Source organism: Bradyrhizobium campsiandrae (assembly GCF_014529705.1).
In the GTDB taxonomy this organism is placed as follows: domain Bacteria; phylum Pseudomonadota; class Alphaproteobacteria; order Rhizobiales; family Xanthobacteraceae; genus Bradyrhizobium; species Bradyrhizobium campsiandrae.
Window position 1 is genome coordinate 33,432 of the sequence record NZ_JAANIH010000065.1, and the last position, 15,660, is coordinate 49,091.

Annotated in this window: 11 protein-coding genes; 8 read left to right on the top strand and 3 right to left on the bottom strand. The window is 65.3% G+C overall.

The annotated features are described in order from the left end of the window. Window positions 1–165 precede the first annotated feature (165 nt). The 8 genes from G8O24_RS33995 (at window position 166) to G8O24_RS34030 (ending at window position 12,288) form a co-directional block, all read left to right on the top strand. Window positions 166–5,268, top strand: coding sequence for a helicase-like domain-containing protein (locus tag G8O24_RS33995; RefSeq protein WP_188106892.1), 5,103 nt, complete (start codon window positions 166–168; stop codon window positions 5,266–5,268). Window positions 5,269–5,515: 247 nt separating this feature from the next. Next, a complete protein-coding gene (locus G8O24_RS34000; protein WP_188106893.1) occupies window positions 5,516–7,201 on the top strand; it encodes a ParB/RepB/Spo0J family partition protein in 1,686 nt (561 codons plus the stop codon). A gap of 91 nt (window positions 7,202–7,292) precedes the next feature. After that, window positions 7,293–7,769 carry a UCP036055 family protein gene (locus tag G8O24_RS34005; protein WP_188106894.1) on the top strand — a complete coding sequence of 159 codons (477 nt, stop codon included), beginning with the start codon at window positions 7,293–7,295 and terminating at the stop codon, window positions 7,767–7,769. Then, window positions 7,766–8,656: a DUF7007 domain-containing protein gene (locus tag G8O24_RS34010; RefSeq protein ID WP_188106895.1), complete on the top strand. Its 891-nt coding sequence runs from the start codon at window positions 7,766–7,768 to the stop codon at window positions 8,654–8,656. The genes G8O24_RS34005 and G8O24_RS34010 overlap by 4 nt, the downstream gene beginning before the upstream one ends. Further along, a complete protein-coding gene (locus G8O24_RS34015) occupies window positions 8,653–9,066 on the top strand; it encodes a hypothetical protein (protein ID WP_188106896.1) in 414 nt (137 codons plus the stop codon). The genes G8O24_RS34010 and G8O24_RS34015 overlap by 4 nt, the downstream gene beginning before the upstream one ends. 397 nt (window positions 9,067–9,463) lie before the next feature. Beyond that, on the top strand, window positions 9,464–10,051 hold the full coding sequence (locus tag G8O24_RS34020) for a hypothetical protein (RefSeq protein ID WP_188106897.1): 588 nt from the start codon (window positions 9,464–9,466) through the stop codon (window positions 10,049–10,051). A 340-nt stretch (window positions 10,052–10,391) separates the two neighbouring features. Further along, on the top strand, window positions 10,392–11,318 hold the full coding sequence (locus G8O24_RS34025; protein WP_188106898.1) for an ArdC family protein: 927 nt from the start codon (window positions 10,392–10,394) through the stop codon (window positions 11,316–11,318). A 652-nt stretch (window positions 11,319–11,970) separates the two neighbouring features. Further along, window positions 11,971–12,288, top strand: a complete 318-nt coding sequence (locus tag G8O24_RS34030) for a DUF736 domain-containing protein (protein WP_061880546.1) — start codon at window positions 11,971–11,973, stop codon at window positions 12,286–12,288. 222 nt (window positions 12,289–12,510) lie between these two features. Here the strand turns inward: G8O24_RS34030 and G8O24_RS34035 are convergent, their stop codons facing one another. The 3 genes from G8O24_RS34035 to G8O24_RS34045 all read right to left on the bottom strand — a co-directional run bounded on the left by G8O24_RS34035 (window position 12,511) and on the right by G8O24_RS34045 (window position 15,545). After that, window positions 12,511–13,425 carry a nucleotidyl transferase AbiEii/AbiGii toxin family protein gene (locus G8O24_RS34035; RefSeq protein WP_188106899.1) on the bottom strand — a complete coding sequence of 305 codons (915 nt, stop codon included), beginning with the start codon at window positions 13,423–13,425 and terminating at the stop codon, window positions 12,511–12,513. Then, window positions 13,422–14,159 (bottom strand): type IV toxin-antitoxin system AbiEi family antitoxin domain-containing protein, encoded by a 738-nt coding sequence (locus G8O24_RS34040; protein ID WP_188106900.1) that lies wholly within the window; start codon window positions 14,157–14,159, stop codon window positions 13,422–13,424. Before G8O24_RS34040 ends, G8O24_RS34035 begins: the two co-directional genes overlap by 4 nt. A 291-nt stretch (window positions 14,160–14,450) precedes the next feature. After that, window positions 14,451–15,545, bottom strand: coding sequence for an RHE_PE00001 family protein (locus tag G8O24_RS34045; RefSeq protein WP_188149261.1), 1,095 nt, complete (start codon window positions 15,543–15,545; stop codon window positions 14,451–14,453). Between the last annotated feature and the right edge of the window lie 115 nt (window positions 15,546–15,660).

A 15,660-nucleotide genomic window follows, 5' to 3' on the forward strand; every position in this document is an offset into this window, starting at 1 on the left:
CTCGACCTCCCCTCCCCGCCCCGCGGCGGCCCGTCCTCGCGCCGGGCGTCGCATTTCAGCACCCGGCTAGGTGCCGGTCCACTCATCAACTCCCGCAACGCCGTGCCGTCCGTCGCAGCCCGCGCCGGCGGACGGCGGCGCGCGCCCAATTGGAGGACATTTCCCATGGCGCATGACGATCCGTTCACCCTCGACCTCTTCGGCAATACCGCCCTTTCATCCAGCCTCGGCCTTGGCGTCACGGCCTTCGCCGAGGATTTCGGCAGCGCTGACGACCATGAGGATGATCTGCCGCCGGCACCGCCGGCCCCGGCAGCGCAGGCGGTCGGATCGGCGCGGCGCTCAGAGTCCGATCCCCGCAAGCGCGGCGACAATTTCTATCTGTCCGGCGAGCGCGGCCTCGCAAAGGGCTGGAAGCAGCGCGCCCGCGATAGCATCGCCGCAGTTCGGCTCGCCGCACAGATCGAGGCCGAGGAGCGCCCCGCGACGGTCGAGGAGCAGCGGCAACTGATCCGCTTTACCGGCTTCGGCGCCTCAGAGCTCGCCAATGGCGTTTTCCGCCGACCCGGCGAAACCGAATTTGCGAAGGGCTGGGACGAGATCGGGGCCGACCTGCAGGATGCGGTCGATGAGGCTGACTACGCTTCGCTGACACGCTGCACCCAGTACGCTCATTTCACGCCGGAGTTCGTCGTCCAGGCGATGTGGGCGGGTTTGCTGCGCCTCGGCTGGCGCGGCGGCCGCGTGCTCGAGCCCGGCATCGGCACCGGCATGTTTCCGGCGCTGATGCCGCCGGTTCTGCACGAGGTCTCCCACGTCACCGGCGTCGAGCTCGATCCCGTCACAGCACGCATCGCGCAGCTATTGCAGCCGAGGGCGCGGATCGTCATCGGCGATTTCGCGCGCACCGAGCTGCCGGCGCGGTTTGACCTCGTGATCGGCAATCCGCCCTTCTCCGATCGCACCGTCCGCTCGGACCGCGCGCTGCGCTCGCTCGGTCTGCGGCTCCACGACTATTTCATCGTCAAGGCAATCAAGCTGCTGAAGCCGGGCGGGCTTGCCGCCTTCGTCACGTCCCAAGGCACGATGGACAAGGCGGATGGCTCGGCGCGTGCGCTGATTGCAAAGTACGCCGATCTCATCAGTGCCATCCGTCTGCCAGAAGGCAGCTTCCGCGCCGATGCCGGCACCAACGTCGTGGTCGACATTCTGTTCTTCCGGCGGCGCAAGCACGGCGAGCCCGAAGGCGACCTGTCCTGGCTCGACCTGGAGGAAGTATGCCCGGCGACCGAGGACGAGGGCGCAATCCGCGTCAACCGCTGGTTCGCGTGCCATCGCCGCCTTGTGCTCGGCGCGCACGCGCTGACCTCCGGCCCGTTCGGCGAGACCTACACCTGTCTGCCGAGTGACGGCGAGGACCTCGTGGCCGCGCTGGACGACGCGATCAACCTCCTTCCGGTCGCAATCTATGACGGCGAACCGGAGGCGATGGACCCTGACGACGAGTGCGAGGCGGTGCCGGCGAAGTCGGAGGGCTCGGCGAGCCTCACTGCGCGCGAGGGCAGCTATCTGCTCGATAGCCGGCATGGCTTGATGCAGATCCTTGACGGCCGGCCAGTTGCCGTCACGGTTCGCAAGGGCCGCAGTGCCGCCGGTGTTCCGGACAAGCACGCTCGGATCATCCAGAAGCTGATCCCGATCCGCGATGCGGTCCGCGAGGTGCTGAAGTGTCAGGAGCTCGACCGGCCCTGGAAGGACGCGCAGGTCAGGCTGCGTATCGTGTGGTCGAACTTCGTGCGCGCCTTCGGGCCGATCAACACGACCGTCGTGTCGACGGCCGAGGACGACGAGACCGGGGAGGTCCGTGAAACGCACCGCAGGCCGAACCTTCAGCCATTCCTGGACGATCCGGACTGCTGGCTCGTGGCCTCGATCGAAGACTACGACCTCGAGTCCGACACGGCGAAGCCGGGTCCGATCTTCACCGAGCGCGTGATCGCTCCGCCGGCGCCGCCCGTCATCACCAGCGCCGCCGACGCGCTGGCCGTCGTCCTCAACGAGCGCGGCCATGTCGACCCCGACCACATCGCGGAGCTCGTGCACCGTGACGCGGACGACGTCATTGCCGAGCTTGGCGGCGCCATCTTCCGCGATCCCAGCGGCGGGTCGTGGCAGACCGCCGACGCCTATCTGTCGGGTGGTGTGCGCGACAAGCTGAAGGTTGCGGAAGCGGCGGATGCGCTCGACCCTGTCTATGCGCGCAACGTGACCGCCCTGCGCGAGGTACAGCCCGCCGACCTTCGGCCCTCGGACATCACCGTACGCCTTGGCGCGCCGTGGATTCCCACCGCCGACATCGTCGCCTTCGTCAAGGAAACGATGGGCACGGAGATCAGGATTCACCACATGCCGGAACTGGCGTCGTGGACCGTGGAGGCCCGGCAGCTCGGCTGGATGGCCGCTGGCACGTCGGAATGGGGCACGGAGCGGCGGCACGCCGGGCAGCTTCTCTCTGATGCGCTCAACTCCTCCGTCCCGCAGATCTTCGACACCATCAAAGACGGCGACAGCGAACGTCGGGTCCTCAACGTCGTCGACACCGAGGCGGCGAAGGAGAAGCTCTCGAGGATCAAGACCGCCTTTCAGAATTGGATCTGGTCCGATCCGGATCGGACCGACCGACTGGCGCGGGTCTACAATGATCGTTTCAACAACATCGTGCCGCGCGCCTTCGACGGCTCGCATCTGAAATTGCCAGGCGCATCGGGCGCCTTCGTTCTCTACGAACATCAGAAGCGCGGCATCTGGCGCGTCATCGCCTCAGGTGCGACCTATCTCGCCCACGCCGTCGGCGCCGGCAAGACGATGACGATGGCGGCCGCGATCATGGAGCAGCGGCGTCTCGGCCTGATCGCCAAGGCCATGCTTGTCGTTCCCGGCCATTGCCTGGCACAGGCGGCGCGTGAGTTCCTGGCGCTCTATCCCGGTGCCCGCATCCTCGTCGCCGATGAGACCAACTTCACCAAGGACAAGCGGCACCGCTTCCTGTCGCGCGCCGCGACCGCAACGTGGGATGCGATCATCATCACCCATACGGCATTCCGCTTCATCGGCGTGCCGTCCGCCTTCGAGCAGCGGATGATCCAGGACGAGCTCGAGCTCTATGAGACGCTTCTCATCAGGGTCGAGAGCGACGACCGCGTCTCGCGCAAACGCCTCGAGCGCCTGAAGGAGGGATTGAAGGAACGGCTCGAAGCGCTGGCTACGCGCAAGGACGATCTCCTCACCATCGCGGAGATCGGCGTCGATCAGATCATCGTCGACGAGGCGCAGGAGTTCCGTAAGCTCTCGTTCGCCACCAACATGTCGACACTGAAAGGCGTCGATCCGAACGGCTCGCAGCGCGCCTGGGACCTCTATGTGAAGGCCCGCTTCATCGAGACGAAGAACCCGGGCCGGGCGCTGGTGCTCGCGTCCGGCACGCCGATCACCAACACGCTCGGCGAGATGTTCTCGGTGCAGCGCTACCTCGGCTACGCGGCGCTCTTGGATGGGGGCCTGCACGAGTTCGACGCCTGGGCCTCGACCTTCGGCGACGTCTCGACGGAGCTCGAGCTCCAGCCGTCCGGCAGGTACAAGCCGGTCACTCGCTTCGCCACCTTCGTGAACGTCCCCGAGCTGATCGCCATGTTCCGGTCCTTCGCCGACGTGGTGATGCCGGAGGACCTGCGGCAGTACGTCAAGGTCCCGGCGATCTCGACGGGCAAGCGCCAGATCCTGACGGCAAAGCCCACGCCAGCCTTCAAGCGCTACCAGGCCCTGCTCGACGCGCGGATCAAGGCGATCGAGACGCGCGACCGGCCGCCGCAGCCGGGTGACGACATTTTGCTCTCTGTCATCACCGATGGGCGGCATGCGGCGATTGACCTGCGTCTGGTCGATCCGGACAACGATAACGAGCCGAACAACAAGCTGAATCTTCTCGTCGCCAACGCCTTTCGCATCTGGAAGGAGACGTCAGACAACAGTTACGTGCGCGCCGACGGCAAGCCTTACGAGTTGCTTGGCGCGGCTCAGATGATCTTCTCCGACCTCGGAACGATCAGCGTCGAGAAGACGCGCGGCTTCTCGGCCTATCGCTGGATCAAAGACGAGCTTGTCCGCATGGGCGTGCCCCCGTCCGAGATCGCCTTCATGCAGGATTTCAAGAAATCGGAGGCCAAGCAGCGTCTGTTCGGCGACGTACGCGCCGGCAAGGTCCGCTTCCTGATCGGCTCCTCGGATACAATGGGGACGGGCGTCAACGCGCAGCTTCGTCTGAAGGCTCTCCATCACCTCGACGTGCCGTGGCTGCCGTCGCAGATCGCGCAGCGCGAGGGCCGGATCGAGCGCCAGGGTAATCAGCACGACGTCATCGACGTCTTCGCCTATGCTACCGAAGGATCGCTCGACGCGAGCATGTGGCAGAACAACGAGCGCAAGGCTCGCTTCATCGCCGCGGCGCTCTCCGGTGACATGTCGATCCGTCGGCTCGAGGACCTCGGCGAAGGCCAGGCCAACCAGTTCGCGATGGCCAAGGCGATCGCGAGCGGCGACCAGCGGCTGATGCTAAAGGCTGGGCTCGAAGCCGACATCGCCCGGCTCGAGCGTCTGCGCGCGGCGCATATCGATGACCAGCACGCCATCCGTCGGCAGATCCGAGACGCGGAACGCGACATCGAGTTCTGCACGCGGCGGATCGCGGAGGTCGGCAAGGATATCGAACGCCTCGTTCCGACCGTCGGCGACGCCTTCGCCGCGACCGTGGCCGGTAGGCGCTATGTCGAGCGCAAGGAGGCCGGCCGCGCCCTGATGAAGGAAATCCTGACCCTTGTCCAGCTCCAGCAGGAGGGTGAGACCATCATCACCTCGATCGGCGGGTTCGACCTAGAGTATTCCGGCGAGCGTTACGGCCGTGACGGCTATCGGTACAGCACCATGCTGATCCGCACCGGGGATACGCATGAGATCGAGTTGCCCCTCACGGTGACGCCGCTCGGCGCAATCTGCCGTCTCGAGCACGCGCTCGACGATTTCGAGGGCGAGCGGGAGCGCTATCGCCAGCGTCTCGCCGACGCACGTCGCCGGCTCGCCGCGTACCGGTCGCGCGAGGACGGCGAATTCGCGTTCGCAGCCGATCTCGCCGAGAAGCGCAGGCAGTTGGCGGAGGTCGAGAAAGCCCTTGCGACGGATGTGGAGGGCGGGGGCGAGAGCGCTATCGCAGCGTGATGAAGAAGGAAGGGAAAGGCCCGCTCGCAGATCGGCCAGGCCGGCAGCGCTGAAGCTCAACCGCCGCCTGCGCGATCCCAGCCCGTCGTCCTTCGCAGGGCTGTTAGCCCTGCTTGTCCAGCCTGGCGGGGATGCTCGGCCGCAGTTGTGCCGGCCCGACCGCTCCGCGGGGCCCGGGGGTGTCTTCGGGAAGAAGACGAGGAAGGGCCCGCAAGCCGCGGTCCGCGAACCCGAACAGGAGAATCTCATGCATCTCATCAAGATTGATCCGCGTGCGCTGAACGAAAATCCCGACCGCATGCGCCTGACGAAGTCGACGCCTCAGGCGGACGCCCTGCTGCTCGCGACGATCAAGGCGGTTGGCATCGTCCAGCCGCCGGTCATCACGCCCGAGAGCGGCGGCCGCAACGGCTATGTCATCAATGCCGGTCATCGCCGCGTGAAGCAGGCCATCGCCGCCGGCCTCGAGGAGATCGACGTCCTCGTCGAGGAGGCGGCGAACGACAACGGCGCCATGCGCTCGATGATCGAGAACATCGCCCGCGAGGCGCTCAATCCTGTCGACCAGTGGCGTGCGATCGAACGCCTCGTCGCACTCGGTTGGACCGAGGAGGCGATCGGTGTCGCTCTCAGTCTGGCAGTCCGGCAGATCAGGAAGCTCCGCCTGCTGGCAAACGTGCTGCCTGCCATGCTCGACCACATGGCCAAGGGCGACATGCCCGACGAGCGTCAGCTCCGCACCATCGCCTCGGCAGCGCTCGATGAGCAGAAGGAGGTTTGGAAGAAGCACAAGCCCTCCAAGGCCGATCCGCAGGTTTCGTGGGGGAGCGTGGCGCAGGCACTGACCAAGGCCCGCATGTACGCACATCACGCCAACTTCGGCGACGACCTGGCCCAGGCGTACGGCATCCAGTGGGTCGAGGACCTGTTCGCGCCGGCGGACGAGGACAGCCGCTACACCACGAATGTCGAGGCGTTCCTTGGCGCACAACAGGAATGGATGACGAACAACTTGCCGAAGCGCGGCATGATCGCGGAGACGACGAGCTGGGGCGAGGTCAAGCTCCCGCCGAAGGCGGAGCGCGTCTACGGCAAGCCGTCGAAGTCGGATTGCACGGCGATGTATCTCGACCGTGACGGCCGGGTGCAGAGCGTGCATTACCGCATGCCTGCGGCGAAGAAGTCGAAGGACAAGGGCGCGGCGGCCGGCACCGACGCTGCCGACGAGAGCACAGCGGTCTCGAAGCCGCGTCCCGACGTGACGCGCAAGGGCGTCGAGATCATCGGCGACCTCCGAACCGACGCTCTCCATGAGGCGTTGGCAGGCGCGCCCGTCGAAGACGATGCGCTGATGGCGCTGCTGATCCTCGCGTTCGCGGGCCAGAACGTCTCGGTCGATTCCGGTAGCGGCGGCACCTATTACGGCAACCGGCGCATTGCGCGCCATGCCGCAACGCTGTTCGATCAGGACGGCAAGCTCGTCCTCGACATGGACACGCTGCGCGTCGCAGCGCGCTCGATCCTAGTTGAGGTTCTCTCGTGCCGGGAAAACCGCACCGACAGCGGCATAGTTGCGCGCGTCGCCGGCGAGGTGCTTGGCGCGGACAACTTCCTGCCGAACATGGGCACCGACGACTTCCTGTCGTGCCTGTCGCGCACCGCGCTCGAAGGCTCGTGCAGGGACGCGTCGGTTCTCCCGCGCCAGAAGGTGAAGGACACCTGCGCCGCTTTGGTCGAGCACTTCAAGGAGGGCCGTTTTGTCCATCCGGCAGCGCTGTTTGCTCCGGACAAGGTCAACTTGTTGGCCTGGCTGGCGAAAAACGCCGCCACCGCCGCCGACGAGGCCGACGACCAGGTCGAGGACCCGGGCGCTGGCGATGCGGACAGCGGCGAAGCCTCGGATGACGAGGCGTTCCGTGAGGCGGCTGAATAGCCCGCCCGCCATCGACAATCCGAATGACACCCCGCCGCCGGCCCAGCCGGCGGCGGCTTCGTTTCCAACACCCATGAACAGGAGGACGTCCATGTCCGCGCAATTGATCTACGACCTCGTCCCGCTCGGAGCGATCATACGGTTTTCCGACGGCACGCCGCGGCCACCGGACCGGCACCGCAAGAAGCTCGCGGCCTGGGAACACCGCAACAGCGGCGGACGGCTGATCCGCAAGCAGGCAGAACGCCGCGTCGGCAACATCGTCATCGGCGCCACCATAACACTGCACGCCGGCGACTATGGCGGCGGCGGTGTTGTGGTGCTTCGCGTCCACCGGACCTTCTCGGTCGATAGCGACCTGAGGTTCGTCGTGACCGAACGCCCGAGGGTCGGTGCAGTCAGCGTGCTCAGCCGACCCGGCGAAGACGCCGAACTCGTCTATCTCGCCGGCAGCCGCGCCGACGCCGAATGCTGGCTGCAGAGCCACGGCTATCCGGATGCGGTTCTCGACGAGGTGATCGCCGATGTGCCGGCAGCCGAAGTCATGGAGGGGAGGACGGCTGCATGACTACGCCCTCACCTCTCACCACCGTGACGGACTCGAATCCTGGACTTCCCGAGGTCGAGTTCGGCTGCAGTAGCGACGGCTATCTCGTAGCTCGTGTCGGCGACACGGCGTTCGCCATGCTGCCGGGACGCGACGCCCGCCATTATCTCGCGACCGGCTGGCGCATCAACCGGCCGGTTGCTGAATGGAAGCGCTCTGACTTCTACGGCCATTCCGGCGGGCTCGCCGACGAGACGGCCTTTCGGACGAAGGTCGTGGAGAACGCAGAGCATCAGCGCGAGAAGCGTGCGCTCGGCCGTCGCGACACCGGCTCTAATGCGAACACGCCATGGGGTCCGTCGCAGGGTACAACCGTCTATGCGGAAGGCGTTGTCTGCCATTCGACGGCGGGCCACGGCGGCTTTCACCTCTCGGCCGAGCGCAACCGCAAGGTCAACCCTGTACTGCGCGCGCCGGGCGGTTGGTACGAGGAAGACGAGGCCTGGGCGATCGTGGCGATCACCTTCCCGCATCTGTTCACCGGCTACGAGCGGCGCTGCGCCGAGCGCACGATCAAGGATAGCTGGCCCAATGCGTGGGAGGCAATTTTCGGGATCGTGCTGCTGCCCGGCGAATCCCGTGAGAAGGATCGGCGCGCCTTTGAGAAGGAGCACGCCGACAACTGGATCGTCGTGTCGGCGATCACGTCGGATCAGCAGCCGGGCTTTGTTGAAGTCGTCGCCACGCCGGGCGGCAGACGCGGCGCGGGCACTGAGGAGCGACGTTTCCTCGTCCCGTCCGACGAGTACCGGATCGGCCGCTTCGGCTTCGTCGTCGATGAGACCCGCCACCCGGTCTATTCCGGACCATCGAGCTTCATCGGTTGGCAGGGAAGGACGTCGCCATGAAGGCTTCCTCCGAACGCCTCACCCAGCTTTCGCGCATGGAAGAGGCACGCCGTCAGACGCAGCGCCAGCTCGACATGATCGACCGGCAGATCATCCGCCGCATGACGACGCTGATCCCGCAACTCGGCCGCAAGCGATCCGGATACCGTCGCGGAAAGCCGCCCGACCCGAGCACTTTCCTCGAACGCTATCGTTCGAACCTTGCGGCGATTACCGCAGAGCGCCAGCCGGAGATCGACGCGCTATCGCGCAAGCTCGCCCGGCAGGATGTCGCGATCGAGAAGCTGCGGGCTCGATGCGTGCCGGAGTCTCGACCCGCTCGTGACGACCCGGAGCGAGCACATCGCAAGGACGAATGTCGCGGTCCGGCCGACTGTCGTCCCGGAAAGCGGCACGGCGCGGCGGCCTAGCGAGGCCGAAGCTGACCTTGCGGCTCGCTCAGGCGAACGTCTTGAGCACAGCGCGAAGCTGGCGCTCTGCAGGGTCGAACCTTTCCGCATTCGCCAACCCGGCCCGCACCCTGTCGGCCCTCTCCTCGGGTTTGCTGCGGTCTGCGCCCCCGGCGGTCCGCTTCAAGGCCAAGTCGCAAGCGACCGGAGACCGCCGATCTCGGCAAGGCCCGGCCGCGTTCGGCGCAGGGCTCCAGCAAGCTGGACCCTGCTTGTCCGCAGCCGGACCTCGCTCGCCTGGCGGTCCCCGGACCTTGAAGCGGCCCTCATCCCGGCGGCGCTGGGCGACCGCACCCGAAGGGAGGTCCGGCAGGGGCCGGATCGAACCTGACGGCGAAACCTTAGAAAGGAATTCACCATGACCAAACCTGCTCGTTCCTCTCGCGCCAGCGCCCGTGTCATCCCGCTTCGCAAGGGCACCACTCTCGAAATGGTCCGGCTCGCCTGCCCCGACGCGGCACAGGCACAGCGCATCTCCGAAAGTTTCGGCCTTGCGATCCTGGACAGCGGCGGCATCCGCGATCTGCATGAGCGGCTCATCATCGAAACCGCCGACGCGCTCAAGGACGGCCTGAGTGAACGCGCAATGCAGATTCACCTTCAACGGATCGTCGGCGCTTATGTTGGCTCCGCGCATGGCGCCGGCCAGTTCTACACCCGCGCAGTCACCGAAGCGCGAGATGCGACCGCCAAGCTCGCCAACGACGGCCGCGATGAGGACCTCGATGGTCCGGTCGGCTTCGATAGCCAGGCACAGCGCAAGCGTGAATTCGCCGCCGACATGGGCGTGCAGTCTCACGCGCTTCGCATGGCCGCCGAGGGCGCCGTCGCCGCCTACGAAAGAGTCGTCGGCGAGACCTGGAAGCCGTTCGAGCGTCCTGTCGACCACACGACCGACACCGTCGGCCGGAAGGCGGCCAAGGCACAGATGTCGGCGTTCGACTGAGGCCGCTGGCGGGGCTTCGGCCCCGCCATTCTCTTTCACCATTCAATGCCGGCCGGTCCCTGCGGGCCGGCCTTTTTCATGTTGCACGGCGCGACGGCGCAAACGAGCAAAGAGAAATAAATCGAGTTGGACTGCCCCTCGCGGCCCGTAGCGGCGTTCGGTCGATGCTCCGGCCCGCGCGGCAGCGCAACGGCTTTGCCGTCCTCCACTGACGTTCCGGTCCGGGGTCTCTGTCGCCACTCAGACCACGAGCGCAACCGGATGCGCGACCCCGCAGGTCTTCGCAGCGGACCTCCGCGACGGGCCGCGACGGGCGCGGTCTTCAACGGAGACTAGGATCATGACAGGTAAGGAAACGAAACCCCGCGCCGACATCTATGCGCGGATCACCGATCGCATCGTCGCAGACCTGGAGCGCGGCGTACGTCCGTGGGTCAAGCCATGGAATGCGGCCAACGCCGCTGGACGCATCACGCGGCCGCTGCGCCACAACGGCATGCCCTATCAGGGCATCAACGTCGTGCTGCTGTGGTCGGAAGCCATAGCGCGTGGCTTCACATCACCTATCTGGATGACCTTCAAGCAGTCGCTTGAACTCGGCGGTCACGTCCGCAAGGGTGAGAGCGGAACGATGGTAGTCTATGCCAACAAGTTCACGAAGACCGAGACCGATGAGCATGGCGACGACGTCGAACGGACCGTTCCGTTTCTGCGCGCTTATACGGTGTTTTGCGTCGATCAGATCGACGACTTGCCGGATCACTATTACGGGCGCCCGGCTCCAAGCATCGCGCCGGGGCAACGCATTGCGCATGTGGACGGATTCTTCGCCAATACGGGCGCAACCATCCGACATGGCGGCGACAAGGCATTTTTCGCGCCGGCGCTCGATCTTATCCAGATGCCCCCATTCGAGAGCTTCAGTGACGCGGAGAGCTACGCCGCCACGCTAGCGCACGAATGCGTGCATTGTACTGCGCCGGCGCACCGCGTCAATCGCGATCTCAGCCGCTACGCCAAAGATCGGAGCGAGCGCGCTCGCGAAGAGTTGGTCGCCGAACTTGGCGCGTGTTTCCTCAGTGCGGATCTCGGTATCGTACCCGAACTCGAGCCGCGCGCCGATCACGCAAGTTATCTTGCGTCGTGGTTGGAGGTGCTGTCCAACGAGAAGCGCTTCATCTTCTCCGCGGCCGCCCACGCTCAGCGGGCAGTCACCTATCTGCACGATCTTCAACCCAAGCCGGCCGAAATCGACCAAGCGGCATGAGGCGCAACGATCCGCGCCTCGGCCGCTTGCGCTCATCGTTCAACTTTCTAGAAAATGACGAAGGCCTCGCCTCACGGCGGGGCCTTTCCTATGTGCATCGTCTTGCGTGTGCCGGCCACTGGAGAGGCGGTGCTTCCCATCCTGACGGCGTAGGCGAGATGCGCCGGGCGGGTTCTTCTGGCTTCCGAGATGCCCGTCTGTTCCTGGGCGAGCGTCTTTCCGAAGCCGCAGAAGGCTGATGTCATCCACGATGCGAAAGTCCGGGGTTGTTATTGCGTCGGCTGGACCGGAGGAAAGCTTACGCGGCGCGCGCGAGTCTTTCACCAATGCGCCCGTCGTCGTGCGGTGTGGCTTGCCTGTCGCTCAGTCGTATCCTCATCGTTCGGCCTGTCGCGCCCAATGCGTCCTCGATTTGGCATGTCTAACCGAAGGCCGTCGTCGCCGCGCTCCGCCTCGATCAAAAGACCGCAACGGCCGTTCTCGGCTTTCTTCCCCTGGCCGCTGCGCGCCCATTCCTCGCGAGACAGGAAAGCCTCGCCCTGGCCGCCCTCTACTGCGTGGCGGCCCTTCGGGTGCGGCCCGATCGCCTCCGGTCAACGACAGCCATCGAGGTCGCGATGGTCGCGGCCCGAGAACGAAAGAGGACACGAACATGGCTACCATCGGCAACTTCACGGTCAACGGCAACGGCTTCGTTGGCACCGTCAAGACCCTCGCTCTGGGCACCGTCAAGACCAAGATCGTTCCGGCCGAACGCACTTCGGACAAGGCCCCGGACTACCGCATCTTCGCGGGCGCGAACATCGAGTTCGGCGCCATGTGGAAGAAGAAGTCCCAGGACACGGGCCGCGAGTACCACTCGGTCAAGCTGGACGACCCGAGCTTCCCGGCTCCGATCTACGCGACGTTGGTCGAGGTCGAAGGCGAGGAAGGCTTCTCGCTCATCTGGTCTCGCCCGAGTCGCGACTGAGACGCCGCGTAGAGGCTCCGCCGCGAGGCGGGGCCTTCACGCGTGGGCGAAAAGGAGAACGATTTGTGCAAGGTCTTGAACGCGCGCGTAAAGTTGGCAAGTGCATGCCTCATGGCGAGACCGCGAAGAGCATCGTCAGCAGTCACACTGCATCACCTGCGGCCCGTGGCGACGGCCCATCGCGTACAGGAGTGATTTTTCAGGCTGATGCTCACCTATTGCTCATCCAAATAGCCGAGCCAGCGCATCCGATTGCTCGGCGAATTTTCGGGCATTGGTCTTCCGAAGCCGTTCCAGGTTTTGCAGCTTCCATCGCAACCCGGGAAGCTGCTCCAAGTGCGGCACGCCCAGTAGCGACCATTCGGGAGCTGCGGCAACCAGCGACAGCAGGAAGCGGCGCTCATCGGCGCTCAGACCTTGCTGCAGTTCGCGCATCATTCGCTCGCGCGCTGCCAAGAGCGCATCGAGTTCAACGGGCTCGGCGGTCATGCCCGCGAAATTGTGCTCGAAATCCTGGCGGATGTCGCGCAGCGACGGAAACAGGACTTCGTGCACCGGCCGGTTATGGCTCGCGAGATAGATGACGAAAGCACGGCGGATGCCGGGCGTGATTCCCTCGTGCGCGAAAAGCTCTGTGACGTCGAACAGATCGCGGGGATGCTGCCGGTCCATCGCCGCAACCAATTTGCCGCCATACACGTCTTCGAACGATACCACCGGGATTTCGAGATCCGCTTGCAGCGTGTCGCGCGCAGCCGCTGTCAGCGACGCCATGTGCACCGGATGGACGGTGCCACGCATGACGAAATTGACCTCGATCTTCACTTCGATGCCGCCCCGACGCACCAGCAGCTTGGTCTCGCCGGACTCCGTTGCGGCCGGCGCATGGGTCTGGAAGCCCTGCTTCTGCAGGCGCGCGGCCGACTGACGAATAGCCTCGTTGATGTGCTGTAGCGCCTGCTCGCGCGGCAGTGTGTGGTCGGGAAACACCAGATCGAGATCGACCGACAGTCGCGGCATGTCGCGCACGAACAGGTTGATCGCCGTGCCGCCCTTGAGTGCGAACGTATCCTCGACGAGCACCAGCGGCGCCACGCGTGTCAGCAACCGTGCGCTGTCGAGGTAGATCTGGTTCATGGCTTCAACACCAGGAGCCCATCATCGGAGCGTGACACCCAGGCCCTGTCGCTGCCCTTGGGCAACTGAGACGGATCGAGCTTGCCGGCCCAAGGCTGCGAGAGTTCGCGGCCGAGCTGCAAGCACAGGCGAACGGTCTTGACGCTGGTGCACCGCTTAAGCAGGTCTCGCAGCAGATCGGCACGCAGGCTGTAGGTGCTTTCGACCAGCTCGCGCGCTTCTTGCAGCGGCTGCCGGACACCGACTTCGCTTAACACCTCCAGCAACGCGCGTTCCGGCGCCGAGACGAGCGGGCCGCTCTTGCGGTTCTCTAAAGGCCGGACATGTAGCAGCGCGCCAGGCTCTTCCTTGAAGAGGCGCTTGCGGTGGTACTCGGCTGGGAAGCGCTCGGTGAACCAGTCCGGAAGGCGTCCCGCTTTCCAGCCATAGAGGTGGAGGACAGGCCGTTGTGACAGGTATTGCCGTATACCGTACCAGTCGAGCGCGGACTTGCCACCGACATGCAATCCTTCAAAGCTCCGCTGGAGCAGGACGAGGCTCGGATGCAAGGCGGGCGGATCGTTTGGGCGGCAATACAAGCCGCGGGCCAGCCGTTGCAGCCAGCCGGCACGGACATAGTGGACGGCAAGGTCGGCCGAGATCCCGAGGGCGGCGAGGTCATCGGAGGTCAGCGGCGTCCCGGGCGCCAAGTGGGTATAGAGCTTTTTTAGTTTGTCCCTCTGAATCGTAGCCATGCTACGATAATATAGATTATTCCAAAGTCCCGCAAGTTTGGATTTGATGCTTATATCGTAGTCGAGCTACGATAAGTAATGTCAAACTAAATAAGATCTTCAAGCCTTTTCTGCGCGCGTCCTCCGGTGGAATAAAGGCCTCGGTTCGGTGTCTCCAGCGTTACCGGGGTTTTGCGTCACACCCTCCCGGGGCTGGAAAAGGCCGCCGCCTGCGTTGGATTTCAAGCGGGCGGCGTTTTTGTTCTTATTCTCGGCTCGGCCACCGAGCATCCATAGCACCGACTTTCGCCGCTACAGGACGCCCCACGCCCGATAGCGTCCCCGCCCGGTTGCCTCGCGCAGGCCGAGTTCGGCCACCAGGTTTTGGGCAGCACGGGGTGTGATCCCGAGCTCCGCCGCAATCATGCCCGCGGAGACGATCGGCCTAGTCAGCACATAGTCGAGGAGAGCCGGCAGATTTGAAGTGGCGCGGCGGCCGGCAAGTTTTCGGGCAAGCAGATTTCTGGTCATCAGCCAGCGGTCGTGGTCCTTACGGCCAGATTCGGCGGCGGCGGTCATGGCATCGAGTTGCACGACCAAACGCGCTGCGGCGTCGCGTGGCCGCCGGCGCTCACGCGGAATGTTCTTCAGCCCAGCATGCAGGCACGGCAGATGCCAGCGCGTTTTGCCGCGGTCCCTCAACAGTGCCGCGGCGAGCAGGTGGCCGAGCCACGGCGTGTGCTCGAGCGGCTCGATCTCACCCCAAGCGTCGGCGGCAATCGCCCCTGCTAGGCTCGGCGGCAGGCAGCGGGTTTGGTCGACCACGGCGCGCCAGTGGTCGAGTCGCCCCTCCTCATCCCAGTCGGGATCGTAGACGAGAGAATCCCGATCCGGCCGAAACCGAGTCTCGTCGGCAAGCCTGCGCTCCGCCCTAGCGTTCGCTGCGTCGACCGCGTCGAAGGCAGCGGTCAGGTGGGCATCGGTCTCAAGGACGCCGATCGGCCCTTGAAAATCCACCTCCTCCCGCTCCACGTCGTCGTCCACCTCAAGACTCCCCTCGCGTCCCTTCCGGTTGCTCGTCTCCTGTTCTCGCTCGCCCCGGCCGCGGAGGCTGGTGAGCCCGGTAGCTGACAGCGCCCACTCCGGCTTCGCATCGGCGATGCGCCGACGGGCGCGCAGCACCGCATGGGCGCGCGTCAGCTCGTGGGTGGGGGCGCGGACGTCCATGCCGGCGTCGTGGAGGACGAGGTCATCGAGGTGGACAAGTTCGCCGTCCAGCCACAGACTGGCGCAGGCATCAGTGAAGTGCGTCCGGCTGATTGCGCCGTCGCGGATTGGGCTTTTGGCCAGCCGCTCGTCGAGGCGGGCCAATGCATCCTCGGCGGCGGCGAGCGGTGTCGCTTTCACTTCCCAATTTCAGCGGCACAAACCTCATAAGTTGTTTAGGTTTAGGAGCTAAGACGAGCGAAATTTTCCGCTAACGATTTCACTGGTCGCTCGATTTGCCACACCGACCGCAAAA